Origin of the sequence: Tenacibaculum piscium, assembly GCF_021390715.1 — a bacterium.
Lineage (GTDB): Bacteria > Bacteroidota > Bacteroidia > Flavobacteriales > Flavobacteriaceae > Polaribacter > Polaribacter piscius.
The window spans coordinates 14,864-38,727 of the sequence record NZ_JAJGWT010000003.1; the positions used below are offsets into that span (position 1 = coordinate 14,864).

At 30.6% G+C, this 23,864-nt stretch carries 20 protein-coding genes; 9 read left to right on the plus strand and 11 right to left on the minus strand.

Going from position 1 to position 23,864, the window contains the following annotated elements; genetic code table 11:
- Positions 1–17 precede the first annotated feature (17 nt).
- From L0U77_RS03735 to L0U77_RS03760, 6 genes are all read left to right on the plus strand, one after another.
- Positions 18–275, plus strand: coding sequence for an acyl-CoA-binding protein (locus tag L0U77_RS03735; RefSeq protein WP_101916569.1), 258 nt, complete (start codon positions 18–20; stop codon positions 273–275).
- A 5-nt stretch (positions 276–280) separates the two neighbouring features.
- The gene (locus tag L0U77_RS03740) at positions 281–922 is read left to right on the plus strand and encodes a YceI family protein (protein ID WP_233897445.1); all 642 of its coding nucleotides are present in this window, start codon (positions 281–283) and stop codon (positions 920–922) included.
- 170 nt (positions 923–1,092) lie between these two features.
- Positions 1,093–1,776: a TetR/AcrR family transcriptional regulator gene (locus L0U77_RS03745; RefSeq protein WP_101916571.1), complete on the plus strand. Its 684-nt coding sequence runs from the start codon at positions 1,093–1,095 to the stop codon at positions 1,774–1,776.
- On the plus strand, positions 1,766–3,427 hold the full coding sequence (locus L0U77_RS03750) for a peptidase domain-containing ABC transporter (RefSeq protein WP_233897444.1): 1,662 nt from the start codon (positions 1,766–1,768) through the stop codon (positions 3,425–3,427). Before L0U77_RS03745 ends, L0U77_RS03750 begins: the two co-directional genes overlap by 11 nt.
- A gap of 13 nt (positions 3,428–3,440) precedes the next feature.
- A complete protein-coding gene (locus tag L0U77_RS03755; RefSeq protein ID WP_233897443.1) occupies positions 3,441–4,796 on the plus strand; it encodes an HlyD family secretion protein in 1,356 nt (451 codons plus the stop codon).
- A 56-nt stretch (positions 4,797–4,852) separates the two neighbouring features.
- Positions 4,853–6,211 (plus strand): TolC family protein, encoded by a 1,359-nt coding sequence (locus tag L0U77_RS03760; RefSeq protein ID WP_233900763.1) that lies wholly within the window; start codon positions 4,853–4,855, stop codon positions 6,209–6,211.
- Positions 6,212–6,305: 94 nt separating this feature from the next.
- On the opposite strand, the gene L0U77_RS03765 is transcribed toward L0U77_RS03760, so the two are convergent.
- From L0U77_RS03765 to L0U77_RS03800, 8 genes are all read right to left on the minus strand, one after another.
- Positions 6,306–7,391 carry an amidohydrolase family protein gene (locus tag L0U77_RS03765; RefSeq protein WP_101916575.1) on the minus strand — a complete coding sequence of 362 codons (1,086 nt, stop codon included), beginning with the start codon at positions 7,389–7,391 and terminating at the stop codon, positions 6,306–6,308.
- Between the two features lie 30 nt (positions 7,392–7,421).
- Entirely contained in the window at positions 7,422–7,955 is a 534-nt protein-coding gene (locus L0U77_RS03770; RefSeq protein ID WP_233900764.1) for a 3-hydroxyanthranilate 3,4-dioxygenase, read from the minus strand.
- A gap of 155 nt (positions 7,956–8,110) precedes the next feature.
- Entirely contained in the window at positions 8,111–8,326 is a 216-nt protein-coding gene (locus L0U77_RS03775) for a DUF6500 family protein (protein WP_233897440.1), read from the minus strand.
- A gap of 118 nt (positions 8,327–8,444) precedes the next feature.
- Positions 8,445–9,839: an FAD-dependent oxidoreductase gene (locus L0U77_RS03780; protein WP_233897439.1), complete on the minus strand. Its 1,395-nt coding sequence runs from the start codon at positions 9,837–9,839 to the stop codon at positions 8,445–8,447.
- Positions 9,840–9,930: 91 nt separating this feature from the next.
- Positions 9,931–11,211 (minus strand): kynureninase, encoded by a 1,281-nt coding sequence (gene kynU / locus L0U77_RS03785; protein WP_233898722.1) that lies wholly within the window; start codon positions 11,209–11,211, stop codon positions 9,931–9,933.
- 89 nt (positions 11,212–11,300) lie between these two features.
- Positions 11,301–11,936: a PAS domain-containing protein gene (locus tag L0U77_RS03790; RefSeq protein ID WP_233900765.1), complete on the minus strand. Its 636-nt coding sequence runs from the start codon at positions 11,934–11,936 to the stop codon at positions 11,301–11,303.
- Between the two features lie 220 nt (positions 11,937–12,156).
- Positions 12,157–14,046, minus strand: coding sequence for a phosphoglycerate dehydrogenase (gene serA / locus L0U77_RS03795; RefSeq protein WP_233900766.1), 1,890 nt, complete (start codon positions 14,044–14,046; stop codon positions 12,157–12,159).
- Between the two features lie 106 nt (positions 14,047–14,152).
- Positions 14,153–14,977, minus strand: coding sequence for a hypothetical protein (locus L0U77_RS03800; protein WP_233900767.1), 825 nt, complete (start codon positions 14,975–14,977; stop codon positions 14,153–14,155).
- A gap of 130 nt (positions 14,978–15,107) precedes the next feature.
- On the opposite strand from L0U77_RS03800, the gene gcvP reads away from it, so the two are divergent.
- Positions 15,108–17,963, plus strand: coding sequence for an aminomethyl-transferring glycine dehydrogenase (gene gcvP, locus L0U77_RS03805; RefSeq protein ID WP_233900768.1), 2,856 nt, complete (start codon positions 15,108–15,110; stop codon positions 17,961–17,963).
- Positions 17,964–18,160: 197 nt separating this feature from the next.
- Positions 18,161–19,441, plus strand: coding sequence for an esterase-like activity of phytase family protein (locus tag L0U77_RS03810; RefSeq protein ID WP_233900769.1), 1,281 nt, complete (start codon positions 18,161–18,163; stop codon positions 19,439–19,441).
- A 78-nt stretch (positions 19,442–19,519) separates the two neighbouring features.
- Here L0U77_RS03810 and L0U77_RS03815 read toward each other — a convergent pair whose 3' ends face one another.
- The 3 genes from L0U77_RS03815 to L0U77_RS03825 form a co-directional block, all read right to left on the minus strand.
- Positions 19,520–20,611 (minus strand): class I SAM-dependent methyltransferase, encoded by a 1,092-nt coding sequence (locus L0U77_RS03815; protein WP_233900770.1) that lies wholly within the window; start codon positions 20,609–20,611, stop codon positions 19,520–19,522.
- Between the two features lie 66 nt (positions 20,612–20,677).
- The gene (locus tag L0U77_RS03820; protein ID WP_233900771.1) at positions 20,678–22,267 is read right to left on the minus strand and encodes an FMN-binding glutamate synthase family protein; all 1,590 of its coding nucleotides are present in this window, start codon (positions 22,265–22,267) and stop codon (positions 20,678–20,680) included.
- A 98-nt stretch (positions 22,268–22,365) separates the two neighbouring features.
- Positions 22,366–22,617, minus strand: coding sequence for a type B 50S ribosomal protein L31 (locus L0U77_RS03825; RefSeq protein ID WP_101915121.1), 252 nt, complete (start codon positions 22,615–22,617; stop codon positions 22,366–22,368).
- 205 nt (positions 22,618–22,822) lie between these two features.
- On the opposite strand from L0U77_RS03825, the gene L0U77_RS03830 reads away from it, so the two are divergent.
- Entirely contained in the window at positions 22,823–23,863 is a 1,041-nt protein-coding gene (locus L0U77_RS03830) for a glutaminyl-peptide cyclotransferase (RefSeq protein WP_101916587.1), read from the plus strand.
- Position 23,864 lies beyond the last annotated feature (1 nt).

Below are 23,864 nucleotides of genomic sequence, written 5' to 3' on the forward strand. Positions count from 1 at the left end.
TTATATACCTTATTTTTATGGTAAATGATTTAGACCGTCAATTTGAAAAAGCTTATAAAAAAGCCTCTGATTTTAAAGGTAAATTGCCTCCTGATACCATGCTTCGATTGTATAGTTACTACAAACAAGCAATAAAAGGGGATAAATTCACCTATGATTCTAATGACAATTTAAGAAATGCTTTTAAATTCAATGCTTGGATTCAACTAAAAGGAATGAACGAAAAACAAGCAAAACAAGAATATATTAATTTAGTTAATTCAATTATAAAATAATTATCATGAAAAAAATCATTTATTCTTTATTCGTATTTGTTGCAATTACTAATTTTGCTTCTTGTAAACCTGATGCTACATCAAAAAAAGAAAACTCAGTTAACGAAAACAACACTGAAAAAAAAGCTAAAAAAACTGCCTTTTCTTTACAAGATGCCGATTCCAAAATAAACTGGACAGCCTACAAAACAACCGAAAAAAAACCCGTTACTGGTGTGTTTCAAAAAGTAGATATCACCAAAAATGGTACTGGTAATACCGTGAAAGAAGCCATCAATAATGCCGAATTTTCAATTCCTGTAAGCAGTATTTTTACCAAAGAAACTAGCAGAGATTTTAAAATTAAAAAATTCTTTTTCGCAGTTATGGATAATACCAAATTACTTTCTGGAAAATTAATTCTTGAAAATGATTCGATTGGATATGCAGATATCACAATGAATACTGTAACTAAAAAACTTCCTTTTACGTATACTATCAACCAAAAAACCTTTAACTTAAAGGGAACTTTAAAAATCTCGGATTGGAATGCTCAAAAAGCATTAGCTTCTTTAAATGAAGCTTGTAAAGATTTACATAAAGGAGATGATGGCGTTTCTAAAACTTGGGACGATGTAGCAATAAACATCACTTCTACCTTTAAATAATCTTGACTAAATTTCAATAAAAAAAGAATTTAAAATAGCACACTAAAAAGCCTTGGATTTATTATCTAAGGCTTTTTTTTCATCAGAAAATATAAAATCATAAAAAATAAGTACAAAAACACCTAAACATAATAGTATTACTATTATATTTGCGAATATAATTTTCACTTATGAAGAATTTTCTATCAAATATTAAAATTGAAATCCCTGTAGGAATCTATATTAAAGATCCTGAAACATCCGATTTAGGAAAAAGAATTATAGAAAATAGTATCAAATTAATCGAAGAAATCGGTTTTGAAAGCTTCAATTTTAAAAAATTAGGCACTTTAATCGGCTCGAACGAAAGTTCTATTTATAGATATTTCGAAAGCAAACACAAATTACTCGTCTATTTAACTTCGTGGTATTGGGGATGGATACAATATCAATTAGTTATAGAAACGTATAGCATTCATAATCCTGAAGAAAAATTAATAAAAGCCATTCAAATACTCACCAAAACAACCGAACAAGACAATAATTTTACCCATATTAATGAAGTTTTATTAAACTCAATTGTGATTAATGAAAACTCCAAATCATATTCGACAAAAGAAGTTGATGCCGAAAATAAAGAAGGTTTTTTTAAATTATATAAAGAAGTTGTAAAACGCTTAGCTGCTATAATAATCAATTATAATAGCACTTATAAACACCCACTAACCCTAGCAAGTACAGTGATTGAAGGCGCATTGCATCAACAATTTATAAAACAACATTTTAAATCGCTGACCAATTGTAATGACACTATTTCTCCCACTTCTTTTTTTATTGATGTAACGCTTAATATCCTTTCAAATAATGGAAAATAAAACCTTAACTCCTTGGCAACGGTTTTTAGGGCTCTTAACTTTAGAGAAAAAAGATATTTTACAAATATCTTACTACGCTGTTTTTGAAGGAATTGTAGCTTTATCGCTTCCTTTAGGGATACAAGCAATTATCAATTTACTACAAGCGGCTGAAATTTCGGCTTCTTGGGTAGTGCTTGTAATACTCGTTACGGGTGGTGTCGCTTTTAGTGGTGTTTTAAAATTCATGCAAATTAGAATTATTGAAACCATACAACAACGAATTTTTACAAGAGCTTCCTTAGAACTTAGTTATCGATTTCCTAAAATAAAAATGAGCGAATTACGAAATTATTATCCGCCTGAATTAGCCAATCGTTTTTTTGATACGCTAACGATTCAAAAAGGGATTTCAAAAATTTTAATTGATGTTCCATCGGCTTTTTTACAGATAATTTTTGCACTAGTACTACTCTCTTTTTATCATACCTTTTTTATTTTATTCGGATTTTTATTACTCTTATTGATTTATCTTGTATTTAAATATACTGCTAAAATTGGCTTAGAAACAAGCTTAAATGAATCTAAAAATAAGTATAAAGTAGCGCATTGGTTGCAAGAAATCGCAAGAACAATTATCAGTTTTAAAGTAGCAGGAAAAACAACACTTGCCCTAGATAAAAGCGATGATTTGGTTAGTGATTATTTAAAATCAAGAGACAGTCATTTTAAAATATTAATCATTCAATATATTCAAATGATTAGTTTTAAAGTGATTGTTACCGCTGGTTTATTATTGATGGGCGGTTTTTTAGTCTTAAATCAAAAAATGAATATTGGACAATTTGTTGCCTCTGAAATAATTATTTTATTGATAATAAGTTCTGTGGAAAAATTAATTTTAGGCTTAGAATCCTTTTATGATGTGCTTACTTCTATCGAAAAATTAGGGCAAGTTATCGATAAACCCATCGAGAATCAACAAGGAAGTACTGTCAGCGACACCAAACCTTTCAAAATTGAAATTCAAAATATTTCATACACCATTTTTGAGAAAGAAAAACCCATCTTAAAAGATATTTCATTCCATATCGAACCCAATGATAGAATCTTAATTCAAGGAGAAAGTGGCGCTGGAAAATCGAGCTTAATACAGCTTATCGCAGGAATTACAACCCCTACCGCTGGAAATATTTTCGTGAATGATTTATCCATAAAAAGCCTACAAATTAATAATTATAGAGCCTATTTAGGAATGTCATTATCCGAAGAAAATCCGTTTGAAGGAAGCATCCGAGAAAATGTAACTTTTGGAGATACCGCAATTTCAGATGATGAAATTTATACTGTTTTCGAAATTGTTGGATTAACCGATTTTTTAAAATATCAAGAAAATGGCTTAGAAACCCAACTAAAACCTGAAGGAAAACATATTGGCTATACCATTTCTAAAAAAATTATTCTAGCAAGAGCGATTATCAAAAAACCAAAACTTTTAATTTTAGAAGATCCTTTAGATCAATTAGAAAAAAAAGAAGCCAATAAAATTATCGATTTTATTACAAATCCTTCCCAAAAATGGAGCTTAATTATTGTAAGCAGTAACGACAAATGGGAAGAAAAATGTACTAAAAAAATTACACTGCATAAAGGTAAAATCATTAATAAATAAAGCAACAGAGATAATGTTACATATATCAAATAATACTGTTTCTAATCAAATTGATTTGAGTAATTTTAAATCAGGAAAAAAAATATTTAAAAAAGAACATCACAAATTATTTAGAAAGTTTTTACTATTCTTTTTTATAGTACTATTTATCACGCTATTTTTACCTTGGACTCAAAATGTTTCTAGTACAGGTAATGTTACGACGTTAAAACCGAATCAGCGTCCGCAAACCTTGCAATCTCAAATTCCTGGAAGAATTGAACAGTGGTTTGTGCAAGAAGGTGATTTTGTAAAAAAAGGCGATACTATTTTAAGAATATCCGAAGTAAAAAGTGATTATTTCGATGCAAAACTTGCTGAAAGAACAGGAAATCAATTAAATTCTAAAAGTCTTTCTGGAAAATCATATCAAAATAAAATAAGTGCTTTAAAAAGGCAAATTTCAGCGATAAGAAACGAACAAAAATTAAAATCGGAACAAGCAAAAAACAAATTACAACAAGCTTACTTAAAAGTTAAAACCGATAGTATTGACTTAGAAACCGTTATTTTAAAGCAAAAAATAGCAAAAATTCAATATGAAAGAACTTTTACCCTACAACAAGAAGGTTTAAAAGCCACTAAAGATGTGGAAGAAAAAAGTGCAAAACTTCAAGAATTTTCAGCTAAAGTTATTTCTCAAAAAAATAAACTGTTAACTTCTAAAAATAATAGTATCAATGCACAATTAGCTATTTCGGGAATAATCGCGACTTATACCGATAAATTATCCAAAGCACAAAGTAGTTTATATAGTGCTGAATCTGGCGCGTATGAAACTGAAGTACAAGTATCAAAACTACAAACAAATTTAGCTAATTATAACAAACGAAGTTCTTTATTATACATTACCGCTCCGCTTGATGGGTATATAAATAAAGCAATAAAATCGGGAATTGGAGAAACTTTTAAAGAAGGTGAACAGTTAATAAACATTATGCCTGCTGTATACGATTTGGCAGTAGAAATGTATATAAAACCCATCGATTTACCGTTGATACATACTCACGAAAAAGTACGTGTTCAGTTTGATGGTTGGCCAGCAATTGTTTTTAGTGGCTGGCCTAATATGTCATCAGGAACTTATGAAGCTAAAATTATTACAGTCGAAAATTTTATTAGCAGTAATGGAAAATATAGAGCCTTGATTGTTCCTGATAACGATGAACAACCATGGCCAAAAGCCATTAGAGTTGGTTCGGGAGCAAAAACAATTGCACTGTTAGAAAATGTGCCTATTTGGTATGAATTATGGCGACAAATTAATAGTTTTCCACCTAATTTCTATCAGCCAAACACAAAAGAAACCGATTCTAAGAAAAAGAAATAATGAAAAATATATCCTTTTTATATCTATTTATAAGTTTCGTTTCCTTTTCTCAAAACATGCCTAACAACACTATTTCTTTAGAGGAAAGTCTAGGATATGTTAAAAAATATCATCCTATTATAAAGCAGGCAAAACTTATTGTTAATACAAATCAAGCAAAATTATTAAAAGCCAGAGGTGGTTTTGATCCTAAAATTGAAGTTGATTACAGCAATAAAAACTTTAAAAATACCGAGTATTATAAAACATTAGTTTCATCTTTTAAAATTCCTACTTGGTATGGAATTGAGCTAAAAGCTAGTTATGAAAATAATTCAGGAAAGTATTTAAATCCTCAATATAAAACACCTAAAAATGGCTTATATAATGTAGGTGTTTCTGTTTCGTTGGCTAAAAATTTATTTATCAATAAAAGAATGGCTACCTTAAAAAAAGCCAAAATTTACACCAAACAAAGTAAATTAGAACAACAATTATTAGTTAATACTATTTTGTTTGATGCTATTTCGGCATACTTAAATTGGACACAATATTATCAACAATATAGCGTGTTTCAAAATTATTATGCCAATGCAACGATAAGACACCATAATGTTATTAAAAATTTTAAAGCAGGTGATAAAGCCGCTGTAGATACTTTAGAAACAAGTATCAACTTAGAAAATAGAAAATTAGATTTAGAAAAAGCACGTATTAAACACTTAAAATCAAAAGTAGCTTTTTCGAATTATTTGTGGATTAATAATAATATTCCAATGGAATTAAAAAACAACATGATTCCTGATATCGCAACATTTTCTAAGATTGATAAATTATTAAAAATAGTCGAAAATGATTTCAATAAAATAGATGAAAATGATTTAGAACAACATCCGAAGTTAAAATTATTAGCCTTAAAAAAGAATAATTTACAGATAAATAAACGATTAAAAACAAATAATTTATTGCCAAAAATAGATTTTCAGTATAATTTATTATCATCAGAAGTACATAATTTTGATGATTTTAGTACTTTTAACGTTTCAAGTTACAAAAACTCGTTGCAAGTTAGTGTGCCGTTATTTTTAAGAAAAGCTAGAGGAGATTTAAAAATTGCAAAAATAAAATTACAAGATTTAGATTTTGAAATTTCAGCAACAAAAATAATTTTGCAAAATAAGATTAAAGCGACCAAACAAGAAATTGTATCGTATCAAAAACAACACAATATCTTAAAAAACCTGGTAAATAATTATAAAACAATCGTTAAAAGCGAAGAGCGAAAATTTTCGTTAGGTGAAAGCTCCTTATTTTTAATTAATTACAGAGAAGTTAAATTAATTGAAACGAATTTAAAAGCAATCAAAAATGAATATGAATACGCTAAAACAAAAAGTAAGCTACTTAAATTATTAGGGAAATTAACGAATATCTAAAAGATAATTTATATAAAAATCGCTTTATTACAAGTTCATATTTCTTGTTATAAAGCGATTTTTTTTTCAAGATATTATAAAATAGTTTGAAAAATTAGCCTAAAATCTTTGTAATTAAATCTTGTTTTGCTTTTTCATCATCACCAAATAACCAACGTAACGTGTTGTCTTCCCAAATTTCGTTATATTGTTTTTGATTGATAATATCTCTATCCATCGCTAAATCTAATAATTTCCCTGGATACGAAGATTGCGCATCATTTTCCATTTCTCCTAACGGATACGGGTCATCCAAGCCCATAATAATTTGATTAGAACCTTGTCTGTCAATCATTAATTTTAACGAATCGGTATCATGCACGAGCGTATCAAAGAAAATATTTGGATGCCCAACCGCTTTTCTAGGATGCGTTTTTCCTTCAAATAAATCAGGACGACCATCAAAACCTTGAATTCTACGCCCTAAATTCATTTGTGCCAATTGTCCGCCGTGTGCAAAACAGGTTCTGATATTTTTAAAACGCTCCTGCATTCCGTTTAAGGTATAAAAATGATACGCATCACCACATTGTGCCAACATCCAAATTAAATGAAAACGCCAATTGGTATTTTCTAATTTTATCATTTTATCGCCATCATACGGATGAATTTCAATGGCTAATTTATACTTATCGGCAAGTTCAAAAATACGGTCATTTTCTTTATCAAAAACACAACGCCACTGCCCTATCGAATCCATAAAATGCGTTGGTAAGCATAAAACTTTTAAACCTAATTCTTCCACACAACGTTCCATTTCATACAAAGCACCGTAAATAAAACCTGGATGCACCACAAAACCACAGGTGAATTTATCAGGATGATCGTGTTGTACTTTTGCGTTAAAATCATTCTGAAAACGCAAAGCTTTTTTCATTTCTTCCAAACGCAATCCGTTACCATATAATTGCGATAAATTTAAAACCACCGCATGGTCAAGCTTATTTTTTTCCATCCAACGTAATTTCTCATCTAAGAAAAAACTAGAATCTGTTACAGGTCGTTTCCAACCTTTTTGTAACATATGTTTACGCTCATCATCGACCCAAAAAATTTCTTTTTCCTTCATAAAATCAGGAATTTGTTCTGGATAAGGCAATAAATGAGAATGTCCGTTTATGCGTAGTTTACGTTTTTCCATCTTTTATTTAATATTTTTTTAAAAAAATTCTTAAATATTCTTAATTTTATTCGGAGGATTCATAATTGTTCCACAATTAGTACAGGTACATTTTTGAATATCAGAATAATAATTATCAAAAATAACAGGCATATCAGTTTCAATATTTTTCAAGGCAAATTCCTCTCGGTATAACTGATTTCCACAATTTTCGCAATACCATTCTAAGGCATCTAACATTCCTTTTGAACGAGGATATTCAATCACTAAACCAACAGTATTTTCGGTACGTTGAGGCGAATGCGGCACTTTAGCAGGCAACAGATAAATATCGCCTTCCTTAATTTCGACATCAATCATTTTTCCATTTTGGTCGATAATTTTCAAAATCATATCGCCTTCTATCTGATGAAAAAATTCAGGAGTTTCATTATAATGATAATCCTTTCTATTATTCGGACCTCCAACAACCATTACAATATATTCGCCATTATCCCACACTTGTTTATTTCCAACAGGCGGTTTTAATAAATGACGGTTTTCATCAATCCACTTTTTAAAATTTAAAGGCTGTACTAAATTCATATGTATATATTTTGGGCGTTCCCTAAAGGTCGGGCTTTCCGCTATATCTTTTTATAAAAGAAAAATTTTATAAAAAGGATGCCGCTGCAATCCCTAACGCAAATTTCGTTTTTATGTATAATTTTGAATAAACCAACAATCAGAAAAACAACTAATTATTCATTTTCAATCATTGCTTTAATTTTGATAGCTTTTTCAAAATGATTTAATTGATGCGTTTGAATCCACCAAGTTGCCACCTGCATTAACAACTTCGGATTCTCATTTTTATTTTTAAAAAACGCGTAAAAAGATAATCCTACATTTGCACCTTTTTTAGCAATTTTATCATCACAAACTTCAATAATTTTTTGTTTTATTTCGTATGTCATTTTTAGTCTGTTATTTATTTAGAAACTGTTAAATTTTATGGTAAAAATCACTCTACTACAGCTATCGCGAGTATCTTGCTCGTGACCAGACTTATACTTTACAGGTTTTAAAAAACTATCACAAACCAGCAACCTCATCTTCTTTTAAAATTTCGTTCGTTTCTTCTTGTACTTTTTTAAGAAGATTACGTAAATTATCTGTTTGTTTAAAATCAGCATCTGCTACCAAATTTAACAAGGCTTTATCTTGGGCGCGTCCTTTTTTCATGGCTACTGCATACGGAATATCGTCTTTAAAAGTAACCATCGAATATTTCGAAAAATATTCCTCAGGAAATTCCTTTTCCAACGCCATTTCCAATATTCTTTTCTCTTTAAATAACGGATTCGCTACATGATTTTTCATTTCCTGAAAATTATCAAGCGCCAAATCGGCAATAGCATCGGTATCTTGTTTTCTTGCTTTTTCGTAAGTTTTAAACACCGTTTCCCAATCGCCTAAATCTTCTTCTAAAACAGCATCAAAAATGGTAATATCTTCAAAAGAAGCATTCATTCCTTGCCCGTAAAAGGGTACAATTGCGTGTGCTGCATCTCCTAATAAAATCGTTTTATTTTGATAATGCCAAGGAGAACATTTTACCGTTCCCAATGCTCCTGTCGGATTATTTAAAAATTCTTCTTTAATATTCGGAATTAATTTTAACGCATCAGGAAATTGTGTTTCAAAAAAGGCAGTTATTTTTTCTTCGGATATTAAATTATTGAAATTATATTTTCCTTCATTATAACTTAAAAACAGCGTAACTGTAAAACTGCCATCCATATTTGGCAATGCAATTAACATATATGCCCCACGAGGCCAAATATGCAAATGCGCATTACTTATTTGATGATTTCCTTGTTTATCCGCAGGAATTTCTAACTCTTTATATCCGTGTGATAAATAATTTTGTGAATAACTAAACAGAAATTTATGCGCTAAATAATAGCTTTTACGTAAAACAGAACCCGCGCCATCAGTACCAAAAATCACCTCAGCATTTACCGAAAATTCTTCTTTTGTATGATAATCTTTAAAGTTTGCTATTGTATTTTCTATATCTACAGATGTACATTTTTTATTAAAATGAATGCTTACATTTTCGTGTTTTTCGGCTTCTGTTAATAAAATAGCGTTTAAATCGCCACGAGAAATGGAGTTGATACACTCATTATCTCTACCCGAATAATTTGATGAAAATGTATTTCCTTCAATATCATGAATCAATCTTCCGTACATAGGAATACAAATTTCACGAGCTTTTTCGGCAACACCTGCTAAACGCAAGGCTTTAAATCCACGGTCTGATAATGCTAAGTTTATAGAACGACCCGCTGAAATATCAACAGTTCTTAAATCTGGTCTACTTTCATAAACAGCAACCTTAAACCCTCTTTGTGCCAATCGTAAAGCTAATAAGCTTCCGCATAAACCTGCACCTATTATTAATATATTGTCTTTTTTATTCATTTTTATGCTTCTTTTTATTTTCCGCTTCGTCATTCTGAATTTATTTCAGAATCGCATCCATATCCAGTGTTATTTCTTCAATATTTTTTAATTATTTTGATAACAATCCTTTTAAAATACCTACCATTTTATAAACATCTTCAAAAGAATTATACATTGGCGTTGGTGCGCAACGGATAACATCAGGTTCACGCCAATCGGTAATAATATTATTTTCGGTTAGTTTTTTATGCAGACTTTTATCAGCATTTTTAACTTGAATAGATAATTGACAGCCTCTTTCTTTTGGATTTGAAGGCGTAATAATTTTAATATCCTCAGAATTTAACTCTTCAATTAAATTATTGATTAAAAACTCAAAATATCCAGTTAATTTTTCTGATTTTTCTCGTAAAGCCTCCATTCCTACCTCAGCAAACATATCTAAAGAAGCTTTAATGGCTGCCATTGATAATATTGGAGGATTCGATAATTGCCAACCCTCAGCACCAGCCATTACATCAAAAGGTTGACGCATATTAAAGCGGGTTTCTTTATTATGATTCCACCAACCTGCAAAACGAGGTAACTCTTTATTAGTGGCGTGTTTTTCGTGGACAAATAATCCGCCTAAACTTCCCGGTCCTGAATTTAAGTATTTATAAGTACACCAAGCGGCAAAATCTACGCCTGAATCGTGTAATTCAGGGGAAATATTTCCTGCGCCGTGTGCTAAATCAATTCCGACAAAACACTCTTTTGAATGTCCTATTTCAGCAATTCGCTTTAAATCTAAATATTGTCCTGTGTAATAATTTACACCGCCAATTAATAATAATGCGATTTCATCGCCTTGTTCAGCAATAATTGTTTCTAAATCTTCAATATTTAATAATTCTTCGCCTTTTCTTGGCTTCCATTCAATTAAACCATCTTCGGCATCAAAACCATGAAAATTTAATTGCGATTGTACGGCGTATCTATCCGAAGGAAAAGCGTCAGATTCTATTACAATTTTATATTTCTTTTTCGTAGGCTGATAAAAAGACACCATCAGCAAATGCAAATTAGTTGTTAAAGTATTCATAACAACAACTTCTATAGGTTTTGCACCGACTATTTTCGCCATATTTTCGGTTAAAAACTCATGATACGGCAACCAAGGAGTTTCTCCTTCAAAATGACCTTCTACGCCATATTTTGCCCAATCGTCTAATTCATTTTGAATATATTTTTGAGTTTGTTTTGGCTGTAATCCGAGGGAATTTCCTGTAAAATATAACCAATCGTTCCCGTTTTTATCTTTCGGAATATGAAATTGATTGCGTAAATGTGCTAATGTATCTTCTTTATCTTGTTGTTTTGCGTAGTCTAATGTGTTTTGATACTTCATCTAAATAGAAAAAAATGATTGTTTTCCAAAGATAAAACAATCATTTTTCATTTATTAAGTAGCATATATTTATTTTAAGTTAAAATTCCTTAAAAAGGTCTTTTTTCAGCAAAGAAAAACCAGTTAAAAAATGCACCAACTTTTTTCTCTAATGGTTTGCCATTTTTTTCTTTTGATAAATCCATACTTCCTGAAACTAAACTTTCTATATAATGATCGTAATCTAGTTCTTTCGTATCTAAAAAACCATTTAAAAATTTCCGAGAAGCTTCCATTCCCTTTACATCTTCAATGTCTTTTAGTTTTTTGTATAAAGGAATTACTTCTTCAATCGCTTTTTTGGGCGCTAACCTTCGAACTCCTTTATAACTTAACACCTCATCTTTGGCATCTTTTTTAACGGTAAAATCGGTTACGACCCAATAATATTTTCCTGATTTCGCCATATTTTTAACTACGGCAATCATATTTTTACCTTCTTGTAAACGCTCCCACATCATCTTAAAAATAACTCTAGGCATATCAGGATGTCGAACAATATTATGTCCTGAACCGACTAATTCACATTCTTCATATCCTGATGAAGTTACAAAATCTTCATTACAATATTCAATGACTCCTTTTTTATCGGTAATACTAATAAGAATGGTATCATCTTGTAATTTCACTTCTCTATCAACAGGAGTTGGTGAGCGTAATTTTGGTTTTCTTGATATTTCGCTCATTTTTCCTAATTTTTTTGGTGACAAATATAAAACTGGACAAACACAAAATTTATGATATATATCATAAATTAAAAACCTTAAGATACTGTTTTTCAATATAAAAAAATAATATATTATTCAATAATATAAATTTAAGACTAAGCAATAGTTTAACAAAATTGTGAATTCAAGTAACTTATAATAAATTCGAGTTCTTTTGACTAAAATTTAAAATAGGCATTTAATATAAAATTCGAAATTTGATAGTTCCTTTTATTTTTCGCAATTTTTCGATAACTTCTTCATCATATATTTTATTTACATCGGTAATTACATAGCCTACTTTTTCATCTGTTGATAAATATTGTCCTGTAATATTCAAATCATATTTTGCCAAAACTTTGTTGATTTTCGCCATTACGCCCGACACATTTTTATGAATATGCAAAAAACGGTGCGCATTATTTTGACGTGGCAATCGTATATTAGGGAAATTTACGGCATCTACGGTATTTCCAGAATTTATATATGCCATTATTTTACTTGGTACAAAATCGGCAATATCTTTTTGAGCTTCCTCGGTGCTTCCACCAATATGAGGCGTTAAAATTACATTATTTAAGCCTTTTAATTCGGTATAAAAATCACCATTTTTTCGAGGTTCTTCAGGATAAACATCAATCGCTGTTCCTGCAATTTTCCCTGATTTCAAACCAGCGACTAACGCCTGAATATCCACGACAAAACCTCTTGATAAATTCACTAAATGAACGCCATCTTTCATTTGAGCAATTTCTGCTTCACCGATATAATTTTTATTGGCTATGTTATCATCAACATGCAAGGTTATCACATCTGAAATATTTAATAATTCTTTTAACGTACTTATTCTTTTTGCATTTCCTAAGGCTAAGGTATCTTCAACATCATAATAATACACGTCCATTCCGAGTGCTTCCGCTAAAACAGACAATTGTTTTCCGATATTTCCATAGCCTACAATTCCTAATTTCTTACCACGAACTTCTTTAGAACCTTGGGCAGTTTTATTCCATTGTCCGTTGTGAAGTTCTGTACTTCGTTGAAAAACGCTACGCATTAACATAATAATTTCACCAATTGCCAATTCAACAACCGAACGAGTATTGCTGTAAGGCGCGTTAAAAACGACTACGCCATTTTCTTTACAAGCTTCTAAATCAATTTGTTTTGTTCCGATACAAAATGCCGAAACGACCATTAATTTTTCTGCCGATTCGATTACTTTTTTAGTAACCTGCGTTTTCGAGCGGATTCCTAAAACGTGCACATCTTTTAACTTTTCAATTAATTCTTCTTCGGATAAACTTTTTGAAAGCGTTTCCACGGAAAAACCATCGGCTGTTAATTTTGTAAAAGCGTCCGAATGTACGTTTTCTAATAATAAAATTTTAATTCTGTTCTTTGGATATGATATATTTCTTGGCAAATCGTTTAGGTATAAAAATTCATCTAAATTAGGCGTAATATGATCGGCATTTTCAATTGTTTTTACTCTTGATACATTTTCAGTATAGGCAAAAAAAGTATCGGCAACGCCTGCTTTTTTGGTTACCGCATCGCTATAACCGTCACCGATTACTTGTATTTCTCCTGATAAATTTAAGTTTTGCAAACACTCAATTTTCCCATTGTGTTTCGATAACGGATTTTGAGTATCAAAACCTATAATTACATCATTTTGATCAAACTCAAAAGTATTGGCAAAAACTCTTTCGGGAGGAATATTATATGGAGCAACAATCGGAATTATAAATTCTTTAAAACCTGCGGATATTACATAAATATCATCAGAAAAATCTTTAAAAAAAGCTTTATTATCAGCAATTGAACGAGAAACTTTTTGTTCTAATTCTTTTATCAATAAAGGCAAATCTGATTTTGTAGCTTTTAATAAATCAATGCGTTTTTGTAAGGATTCGGTAAAGGATATTTCGCCGTCAATTCCTTGAGTTGTTATTGCTATAATTTCAGCAATAATGGCTTCTTTCTTCGGATTTCCTAGTAAGCTGATTTCTGCTAAAACATCTAATGCTTCTACTTTTGTGAGCGTACTATCAAAATCGAAAACAAAACTTCTTTTTGGTGTCATAGCATTTTATTTAAGGGTTGATACCCAAAAATACAAAGGATATTAAACAAGCAAGCACTATTTAAAAAAGATTTTTATTTTTTATTAAAATTGAAAGATTATGAAACTAAAAAAACAGTAAAATTAGCCACCAAATTATAGGAATTGACTCCACAAAAAATGAGGCATAATATTTCGATTGTTTTTCCGAAGAACGCATCAATAAAATTAAAACAACAGTAAAAACCAGTAAAAAAATCATTTTAAAATCAGGATTTGGTGTTATGATAAATTCAAGAAATAAACAAAGTATCAATAAAAAATAACCTAATTTTTTGGTTTTTTTAACGCCTATTTTCTTCGGAATTGTTTGCAAAGAAATTGCATCATATTGAACATCTCGAATATCAAAAGGTAAAATTAAAACTAGAACAAACAAAAAACGTTGTATTGCTATTAAATAAAGTGTTCTTGAAAATTCACCCTGAATATCAAAAATGGGTAAAAAAACAGTAGCTCCCACCCAAACTAAAGCAACAATTCCTATTTTTAAATAGCCGACACTTCGCAAATTTTTCTGAAATCCGCTTAAAAAAGGAACGGCATATAAAAACGTTAATATTCCCAAAGGAATCAATAACAACAACGTATTTACCCTTAATTTACTTGCATAAAAACACATCAGCAAAAAAGAACACAACGAAAAAAGTTGAATTATTTTTAAAGATATTGGTAAACCTCGATGCTGTAATTTGGCAACACCCGAATATTTCACAAAATTATACCCTGTAATTGTTGCGAAAAAAAGAAAAAAATACAAAGAGTCATTAAATAATTTATGAAAAGATAAATCAGTATAAAATACTGTTATTCGAGCAAAAGAATATACCGCTAAACTCACGTGAATACTCGAATTTATGTAAAAATCAAGCAATTTTTTTATAAAATTCATAACACAAAAATAGTTTTTATGTTCAAATAGGATACATTTAGTTAATAAAATATCAATTTTATACCAAAAATATACCGAAAAAATTAGTCTTTTTTGTTATTTTTGAGCTACTAAAAATAAACAACACAGGATGAACACAAATTCATTTCAATTAAGACATATTGGTCCTAATTCAAAAGGTCAAGAGAAAATGTTAGAAACTATCAACGCTGATAGTATAGATCAATTAATTTTTGAAACTATTCCTGATGATATTCGCCTTAAAGACGAGTTAGATTTAGATCCTGCAATGAGCGAATATGAATATTTAAATCATATTAACGAATTAGGTGCTAAAAATAGCGTTTTTAAAAGTTACATCGGTTTAGGATATAACGAAGCAATTGTGCCGAGCGTTATTCAACGTAATATTTTAGAAAACCCAAGCTGGTACACTGCCTACACGCCTTATCAAGCAGAAATTGCACAAGGACGTTTAGAGGCTTTGTTAAATTTTCAAACGATGGTTTGCGATTTAACAGGTATGGAACTTGCAAACGCTTCTTTATTAGACGAATCAACTGCTGCTGCTGAAGCAATGGCGTTATTATTTGACGTACGTGAACGTACTCAGAAAAAAGCGAACGTATGTAAATTTTTCGTTTCTGAAGATATTTTACCGCAAACATTGGCTGTTTTACAAACACGTTCAACGCCTATCGGAATTGAATTAGTTGTTGGAAACCATGAAGAATTTGATTTTTCAGAAGAATTTTTCGGAGCTATTGTTCAATATCCAGGAAAATACGGACAAGTTTGTGATTATACTGATTTCGTTGCCAACTGTACTGATAAAAATATTAAAGTAGCCGTAGCTGCCGATATTTTATCATTAGTAAAATTAAAAGCCCCTGCTGAATTTGGAGCTTCTGTAGTCGTAGGAACTACACAACGTTTTGGAATCCCGTTAGGTTATGGAGGTCCTCACGCTGGTTATTTCGCTACCAAAGAAGCCTACAAACGTAGTCTTCCTGGTCGTGTAATTGGTATCACTAAAGATGCTGATGGTGGTCGTGCCTTACGTATGGCTTTACAAACTCGTGAACAACATATTAAACGTGAAAAAGCGACTTCTAATATTTGTACTGCACAAGTTTTATTAGCGGTAATGGCAGGAATGTATGCTGTATATCATGGAAAAGATGGATTGCAATATATTGCTGACACTACACATGCTTCGGCAAATACTGTAGCAACTGCTTTAGAAAAACTAGGTTTCAAACAAAAAAATAAGGCATATTTCGATACTATTTTAATAGAAGCAGAAACGGCTGTTTTACGTCCTGTCGCTGAAGCAAATAATATCAACTTTAATTATATTGATGCTAATAACGTTTCTATTTCGATAAACGAAACCGTTAGTTTAAAAGAAATCAATGCAATTATTGCTTGTTTTGCAACAGCTTTTAACATCAAAAATAGCCCAGTTACAGCGCTTACTCCTGTTGATGTTATCACCGAAAATACTCAAAGAAATACTTCTTTCTTAGAAAATGACGTGTTTAATACGTATCAATCAGAAACTGAAATGATGCGTTATATTAAAAAATTAGAACGTAAAGATTTAGCCTTAAATCATTCGATGATTTCTTTAGGGTCTTGTACCATGAAGTTAAATGCAGCTTCGGAAATGCTTCCTTTAAGTAATCCACAATGGGGAAATATTCATCCATTTGTGCCGTTAAACCAAGCAGAAGGATATCAAACAGTATTAAAAAACCTAGAAGAACAATTAAACGTTATTACTGGTTTTGCAGGAACTTCTTTACAACCAAATTCTGGAGCACAAGGAGAATTTACTGGATTAATGGTAATTCGTGAATATCATAAAGCAAATGATGATGCTCATAGAAATATTTGTTTAATTCCAGCATCGGCACACGGAACAAACCCAGCATCAGCAATAATGGCTGGTATGAAAGTGGTGGTTACCAAAACCGATGAAAAAGGAAATATCGATGTTGAAGATTTACGTGCAAAAGCCGAAAAACATAAAGATAATTTAGCTGCTTTAATGGTAACCTATCCATCAACACATGGAGTGTACGAAAGAGCGATTAAAGAAATTACCCAAGTTATTCATGATAATGGTGGGCAAGTTTATATGGACGGTGCCAATATGAATGCACAAGTTGGATTAACAAATCCAGCAACTATTGGAGCTGATGTTTGTCACTTAAATCTACATAAAACATTCGCTATTCCTCACGGAGGTGGTGGACCTGGTGTTGGACCAATTTGTGTAGCACCACAATTAGTACCATTTTTACCAAGTAATCCATTAATCCAAACTGGAGGAGAAAATGCCATTACCGCAGTTTCTGCAGCTCCTTGGGGTTCTGCTTTAGTCTGTTTAATTTCTTATGGATACATAACGATGTTAGGTGCTAAAGGAGTAACAGATTCTACAAAAAATGCTATTTTAAATGCCAATTATATTAAAGAGCGTTTACATGGTCATTACGAAACGTTATATTCAGGAGAAATGAATAGAGCTGCACACGAAATGATTATCGATTGTAGAGATTTTAAACAAAACGGAATCGAAGTGGTTGATATCGCAAAACGTTTGATGGATTACGGTTTTCACGCACCAACAGTTTCTTTCCCTGTAGGTGGAACTATGATGATTGAACCTACGGAATCTGAAAATGTTGCTGAATTAGACCGTTTCTGTGATGCTATGATTGCTATCAGAAAAGAAATTGAAAGTGCTACCAAAGAAGAGCCTAACAATACACTGAAAAATGCACCACATACACAAGAAATGCTAACTTCAGACCAATGGACATTACCATATTCTAGAAAACAAGCAGCATTTCCATTAGCATATATTGCTGATAATAAGTTTTGGCCATCTGTTCGTAGAGTTGATGACGCTTATGGAGATAGAAATTTAATCTGTTCTTGTAATCCTATTGAAGATTATATGGACGAAGAAGCTTAAAATTTCATCAAAAAAATATCAATAAAAATAAAAAACCTCACTAAATCAGTGAGGTTTTTTTAGCTTTATTATTTAGCAATATACTATTATTAAAAAGTAATTAAATCAAAAATAATTAATATTCAAATAACCTATTAAAAACACATACCTCAACTCTCTACTATAGTTTTGCTTACTCAAAATAAACCAAACTAAAAATGAAAACTAATATTAGTAAAACAGCATTGTGTGTTTTTGCTGCCATAGCAATTTCATCTTGTAATAATGATGACGCTAAAGAATATCAAATCCCTGAACTAACAAACTTAGGTGCTAAATTACCCTATAATGTTTTAAAAACAGTTGATAATGTAGAAATTAGAAATGGAGGTTTTGGTTCTGCAGCAACTGCTCATCCAAGCAATCAAGGAGAATTTTATGCTTTAACTGATAGAGGTGCAAATTTAAAAACTAAAGGCGGAAAAATATTCCCAACTCCTGATTATACACCACGAATAGGTCATTTTAAACTCAATGATAATGGTAAAGTTGAAATGATTAAAGAAATTCTATTTAAAGACCCAACAGGAACAGTTATCAGTGGACGACCAAATCCTGAAGGCTATGGAACTACAGGAGAAATTCCTTATGATTTAAAAAAGAATATTTTAAAAACCGATAGATACGGGCTAGATAGTGAAGGTTTAGTTGCTCTAAAAGATGGAACATTTTGGGTATCTGATGAATACGGACCGCATATCGTTCATTTCGATGCTACTGGTAAAGAACTAGAACGAATCAGTCCTGTAAATGTAAAAACTGGAAAACGAAAGTTACCCGCAGTTTTTGAAAGACGCTGGGCAAACCGAGGTATGGAAGGTTTAGCAATTACTCCTGATCAAAAAACATTAGTTGGTATAATGCAATCTACCTTATACAATCCATCAAAAGCAAAAGTTGCCGATTTTACAATCACCAGAATTGTAACTTTTAATTTAGAAACAGCCAAAACAAAACAATATTTATTAAAACAAGAAAAAGCAAAAAATTCAAATTCTGAAATAGTCGCATTAAATAATACCGAGTTTTTAATCGTTGAGCGTGATGGTTTATTTACAGGAAATAACGCTACTGCTCAAAAACATATTTATAGAATAGATATTAGCAATGCAACAGACGTTTCTGGAGATGATTTTAATGCTTTAGACGGTATGCTTGTAAATGGTAAAACAATAGAGGAAAATACTTGGGAAGAATTATCAAAAGCAAATATAAAACCTGTTACTAAAAGTTTAGCAGTAGATTTAGTGCAAAAATTAGGTGATTATCCTCATGAAAAATTAGAAGGAATTTGGTTAATTAACCCTACTACTATTGGTGTTTTAAATGATGATGATTTTGCAGTTACTGGAACAGATAAATTAAATCAAAAATATTTACCATCTAATAAAACAAAAAAAGATATTGATGGTAACACATTATACATTGTTAATTTCTAACAACATAGAATAAATTTCAATTAAAAAATGCTTCAAATTAAATTAATTTGAAGCATTTTTTATTATTTCTTAGTTTTCTTACTTTTTACATTCGATAATTTGAAACTTTTTATTTTGATTAAGAATCGTAACTTCTTTAAAAAGTTTCTGTAAATGTGTCGTGTAATTTAAATGTGTATTAGCAACTAACACGAAACGTCCACTTGTTTTTAAACAGTTTGCAACACCTTTAAAAAGTGATATCGCAACTTCAATATTATTTTCATATTCAAAATGAAAAGGCGGATTCGAAACAACTAAATCAAAACTTTCTTTTGCTAAATCATCTAAATTATCAGCACATAAAAAATGTGTATTTTCTGCCCTTACATTTAACTTAGAAGATTCAATTGCAACATTAAAATCATCGACTAAAGTAAGTGTTGCGTTCGGATTTTGCTCCAAAACTTCACAAGCAATAATGCCATTTCCTGATGCAACATCTAACACCTTTACCTCTGTTGATTTCACTTGTAAAGTATCTAGTAAAAATTGCGTACCAATATCAATTTTAGTCGCCGAAAATACCCCGTAATATTGTTGTATTTCTTTACTTTTCCAAGTGATTTGATGTATCATTTTTGTTAAAGAACTATCTTTTTTAGGATTCTTTAAAATTAACAATCGTGCTTTTTTCCATGCTTTTGTTTGCGAAACATCTTCAAAATATGTTGTTGCTATTTTCAAATAAGAAGCTGTAAAATTTTTGGTCATAAACCCACAAACAACGGTTGTTTCTGTATCTGAAGCCTTATAAATCTGCTGTAGAAACAAAGTAAACAATCCTAAAGATTTTGGAATTTTTAACAATACCAACGATGCTTTTTCTAAAGTATCGAAAGGTGTTTTATAAACAACATCTGTAGCTAATGAATTTAATGCTAAGTTATTATAAATTGCTTTTTGCTGACTTGCATACGTCCAAATAGTGGTAATTTTTTTATCATTTAAAAAACAATTAAAAAACCCAAATCTATCGTTATAAGTATGAATATCAGTTGTTTTAAAATCAGAAATATGCTTTAAAATTAACAATTCTGCATTACTCCAAGCGCGTAAAGAATGATCTTCTGTTTTCGGATAACGCACTAACTCATACGCTTTAGCATCAATTTCTACTGTTGTTTCCAATAAATTTAATATTATTTTTTGTTTGATTTTTTAAATTAACTACAGAAATTTAACAAGATATAAACACTATACGGTTGTTAAAACTTCCTTATTTTCTTTAGCTTTAGCAATTGTATCTTCCTGAAAAATAGTGTTTTCATTATAATCTTCTAACTGATAAATATCAGCAAAAGATTTTATCGTTTCTTTATCTCTTCTAAAAATATGTGTTGCATTAACATCGGAAATTGATTCTTTTCCCATAGCACCAACCATTTCTTTAACTGCTTCAATAGTGTTTTCATGGTAGTTTTTAACACGAACATTTTTATCGCCAACAACTAAGGCTTTTACTAAATCTTTATTCTGTGTTGCCACACCAACAGGACAAGTATCTAAATTACATTCACGTGCCTGAATACAGCCTAAACTCAGCATAAAACTACGTGCCATTCCAATAACATCGGCACCTAAAGCTTTGTATTTCAAGATATCAAAAGCATCGATTGCTTTACCACTTGCTATTATTTTTACTTGCTCTTTTAGTTGATATTTTTTTAATGTTTTATTGATAAAAACCAATCCATCTAACAAAGGCGTTCCTATATAATTTGAAAATTCCAAAGGTGCAGAACCTGTACCTCCTTCACCTCCATCAACAGAAATAAAATCAGGATAATTATTAGCATCAGCAAATGCTTTTATCATATTTTCTATCTCCTGATTATCACCAACACAAAGTTTAATTCCTACAGGTTTTCCTTCGGATAAATCTCTTAATTTTTGAATAAAAACAATCATTTCATCAAAATTAGAAAAAGCAGAATGACCTGGAGGCGAATCTACACGTGTAAACGGCTCAACAGAACGAATTGCTGCAATTTCTTTGGTATTTTTTTTCGCAGGTAAAATTCCTCCATGCCCTGGTTTTGCACCTTGTGAAAATTTAATTTCAATCATTTTTACTTCTGGTAGAATAGCGTTTCTATTAAAAACAGCATCATCAAAAACACGTTTTCCGTCTACGCTTTTTCCTGCTCCAAAATAACCTGTTCCTACTTGAAAAATTAAATCACCACCTTGTAAATGATACGGTGAAATTCCTCCTTCTCCAGTATTATGGGCAAAATTTGCCATTTTAGCTCCTTGATTTAACGCCATAACGGCATTTTTACTCAATGAACCAAAAGACATCGCAGAAATATTAACGATAGAAGCACTGTATTTTTGAAAACATTTATCAGAACCAATAAGTACTCTATCTCCCTGAACATCGTGGTGATTTTTTGGAAACATCGAGTGTTTTACAAATTCATATCCTTTTTTATACACATTATGTTGTGTACCAAAAGGAATCGTTTCAATTTGTTTTTTTGAACGCTGATAAACAATACTTCTTTTTTCTCTGTTTATAGGTGTTCCGTTTAAATTGTCTTCAATAAAATACTGTTGTATTTTTTCACGCTCCTCTTCAAAAACCCAACGCAAACGCGAAATAATAGGAAATGCACGCATTAAAGAATGCTTTTTTTGAATAAAAGCATCATATATTGCCAATAGAGTTACCGCCGAAGCAATGCTTAATAAAATGTAATTGCCAACATCAGGCATAAAATAAACTAAAACTCCACAAAGAATGTTTATAAAAATTACAATGGCTAAAATAGTATTTCTCATTTTCTTTTAAATTAATATGCAAAAATACGTGTTTTTTTGCACAAAAAAAGCCCTAACAAATAAATGTTAGGGCTTTAAAATATGCTATAAACTTGAAATTATTTTTTAAACTTCGAGTATTTGTTTTTAAACTTATCAATACGACCTGCAGTATCAATTAATTTAGACTTACCTGTGTAAAAAGGGTGAGAAGTTCTTGAAATTTCTAATTTGATTAATGGATACTCTGTTCCTTCTACGTCTAAAGTTTCTTTAGTATTAGCAGTTGAACGTGTTAAAAATACATCTCCGTTAGACATATCTTTAAAAGCTACCATTCTATAATTTTCTGGATGTATTCCTTTACGCATCTTAAATGACTTTTAAATATTGTTTTATTTTTTTCTCAAACATTATTAACAAGTGTAAAAATGGTAAAGTTTTACACTAAAAATATTTTAACTGTTTGAAGTGGCAAATTTAACGATATTTTTTTATTTTCAAACAAATAAATTGTTTTAATTTGTAGTATCATTCAATAAAGTACGAATAAACAACAAAAACAACCTATAAAAGATGCGTATTTACACCTATTTTGCCTTGGCTTTATCAGTAATTGCGGTTACTTCTTGTAACTCATCAGAATATAAATTTAAGTTAGATACTTCTAAAAAAACTACTTTAGGACAAAAAGCAAGTATCAAATTTGAGCAAGTCGCAGGTCAAAAAATAGATTCTGTACAATTATTCATCAATAAAAAACGGGTAAATAAAACCCAAACAAACATCGAAATTAATACCGCTGATTTTGGCGTAGGAAAACACTCCGTTACTGCACTAGCTTTTTATCCTCATAAATCAACAAAAATTACCAATAGTATTGAAGTTTTAGCCAAAAATGCGCCTAATGTATATTCCTATAAAATTGTAAATACGTATCCACACGATAAAAATGCATACACGCAAGGTTTGGAATTTAAAAATGGTTTTTTATACGAAACTACAGGGCGAAGAGGTGAATCTTCTTTGCGAAAAGTTGCTTTAAAAACAGGAGAAGTTCTTCAAAAAATCGATTTAGATAAAAAATATTTTGGTGAAGGAATGACTATTTTTAATCAAAAAATTTATTGGCTGACTTGGCAAGCTCGCAAAGGTTTTATCTATGATTTGGAAACTTTTAAGCAACTTGGCGAATTTAAATATGAAAATAGCAATCAAGGTTGGGGATTAACCCACAATAATACAGAATTAATAAAATCGGACGGAACTAATAAAATTTGGTTTTTAAATACTGATAATCAGCAAGAAAAAAGAAGCATTCAAGTATATACCAACAAATATTCAGTAGATAATTTGAATGAAATTGAACTAATAAATGGGAAAATTTACGCCAATAAATGGCAACAAAACTCTATTTTAATTATCAATCCTGAAACAGGTGTTGTCGAAGGCGTAGCGAATTTAAACGGCTTAAGAGATATTGTTGCAAAAAATCAAACACTAGATCCAAACGATGATGTTTTAAACGGAATTGCTTTTGATACAGAAAATAATCGCTTGTTTGTTACTGGAAAACATTGGGACAAATTATTTGAAATCGAGCTGATTAAACAATAAT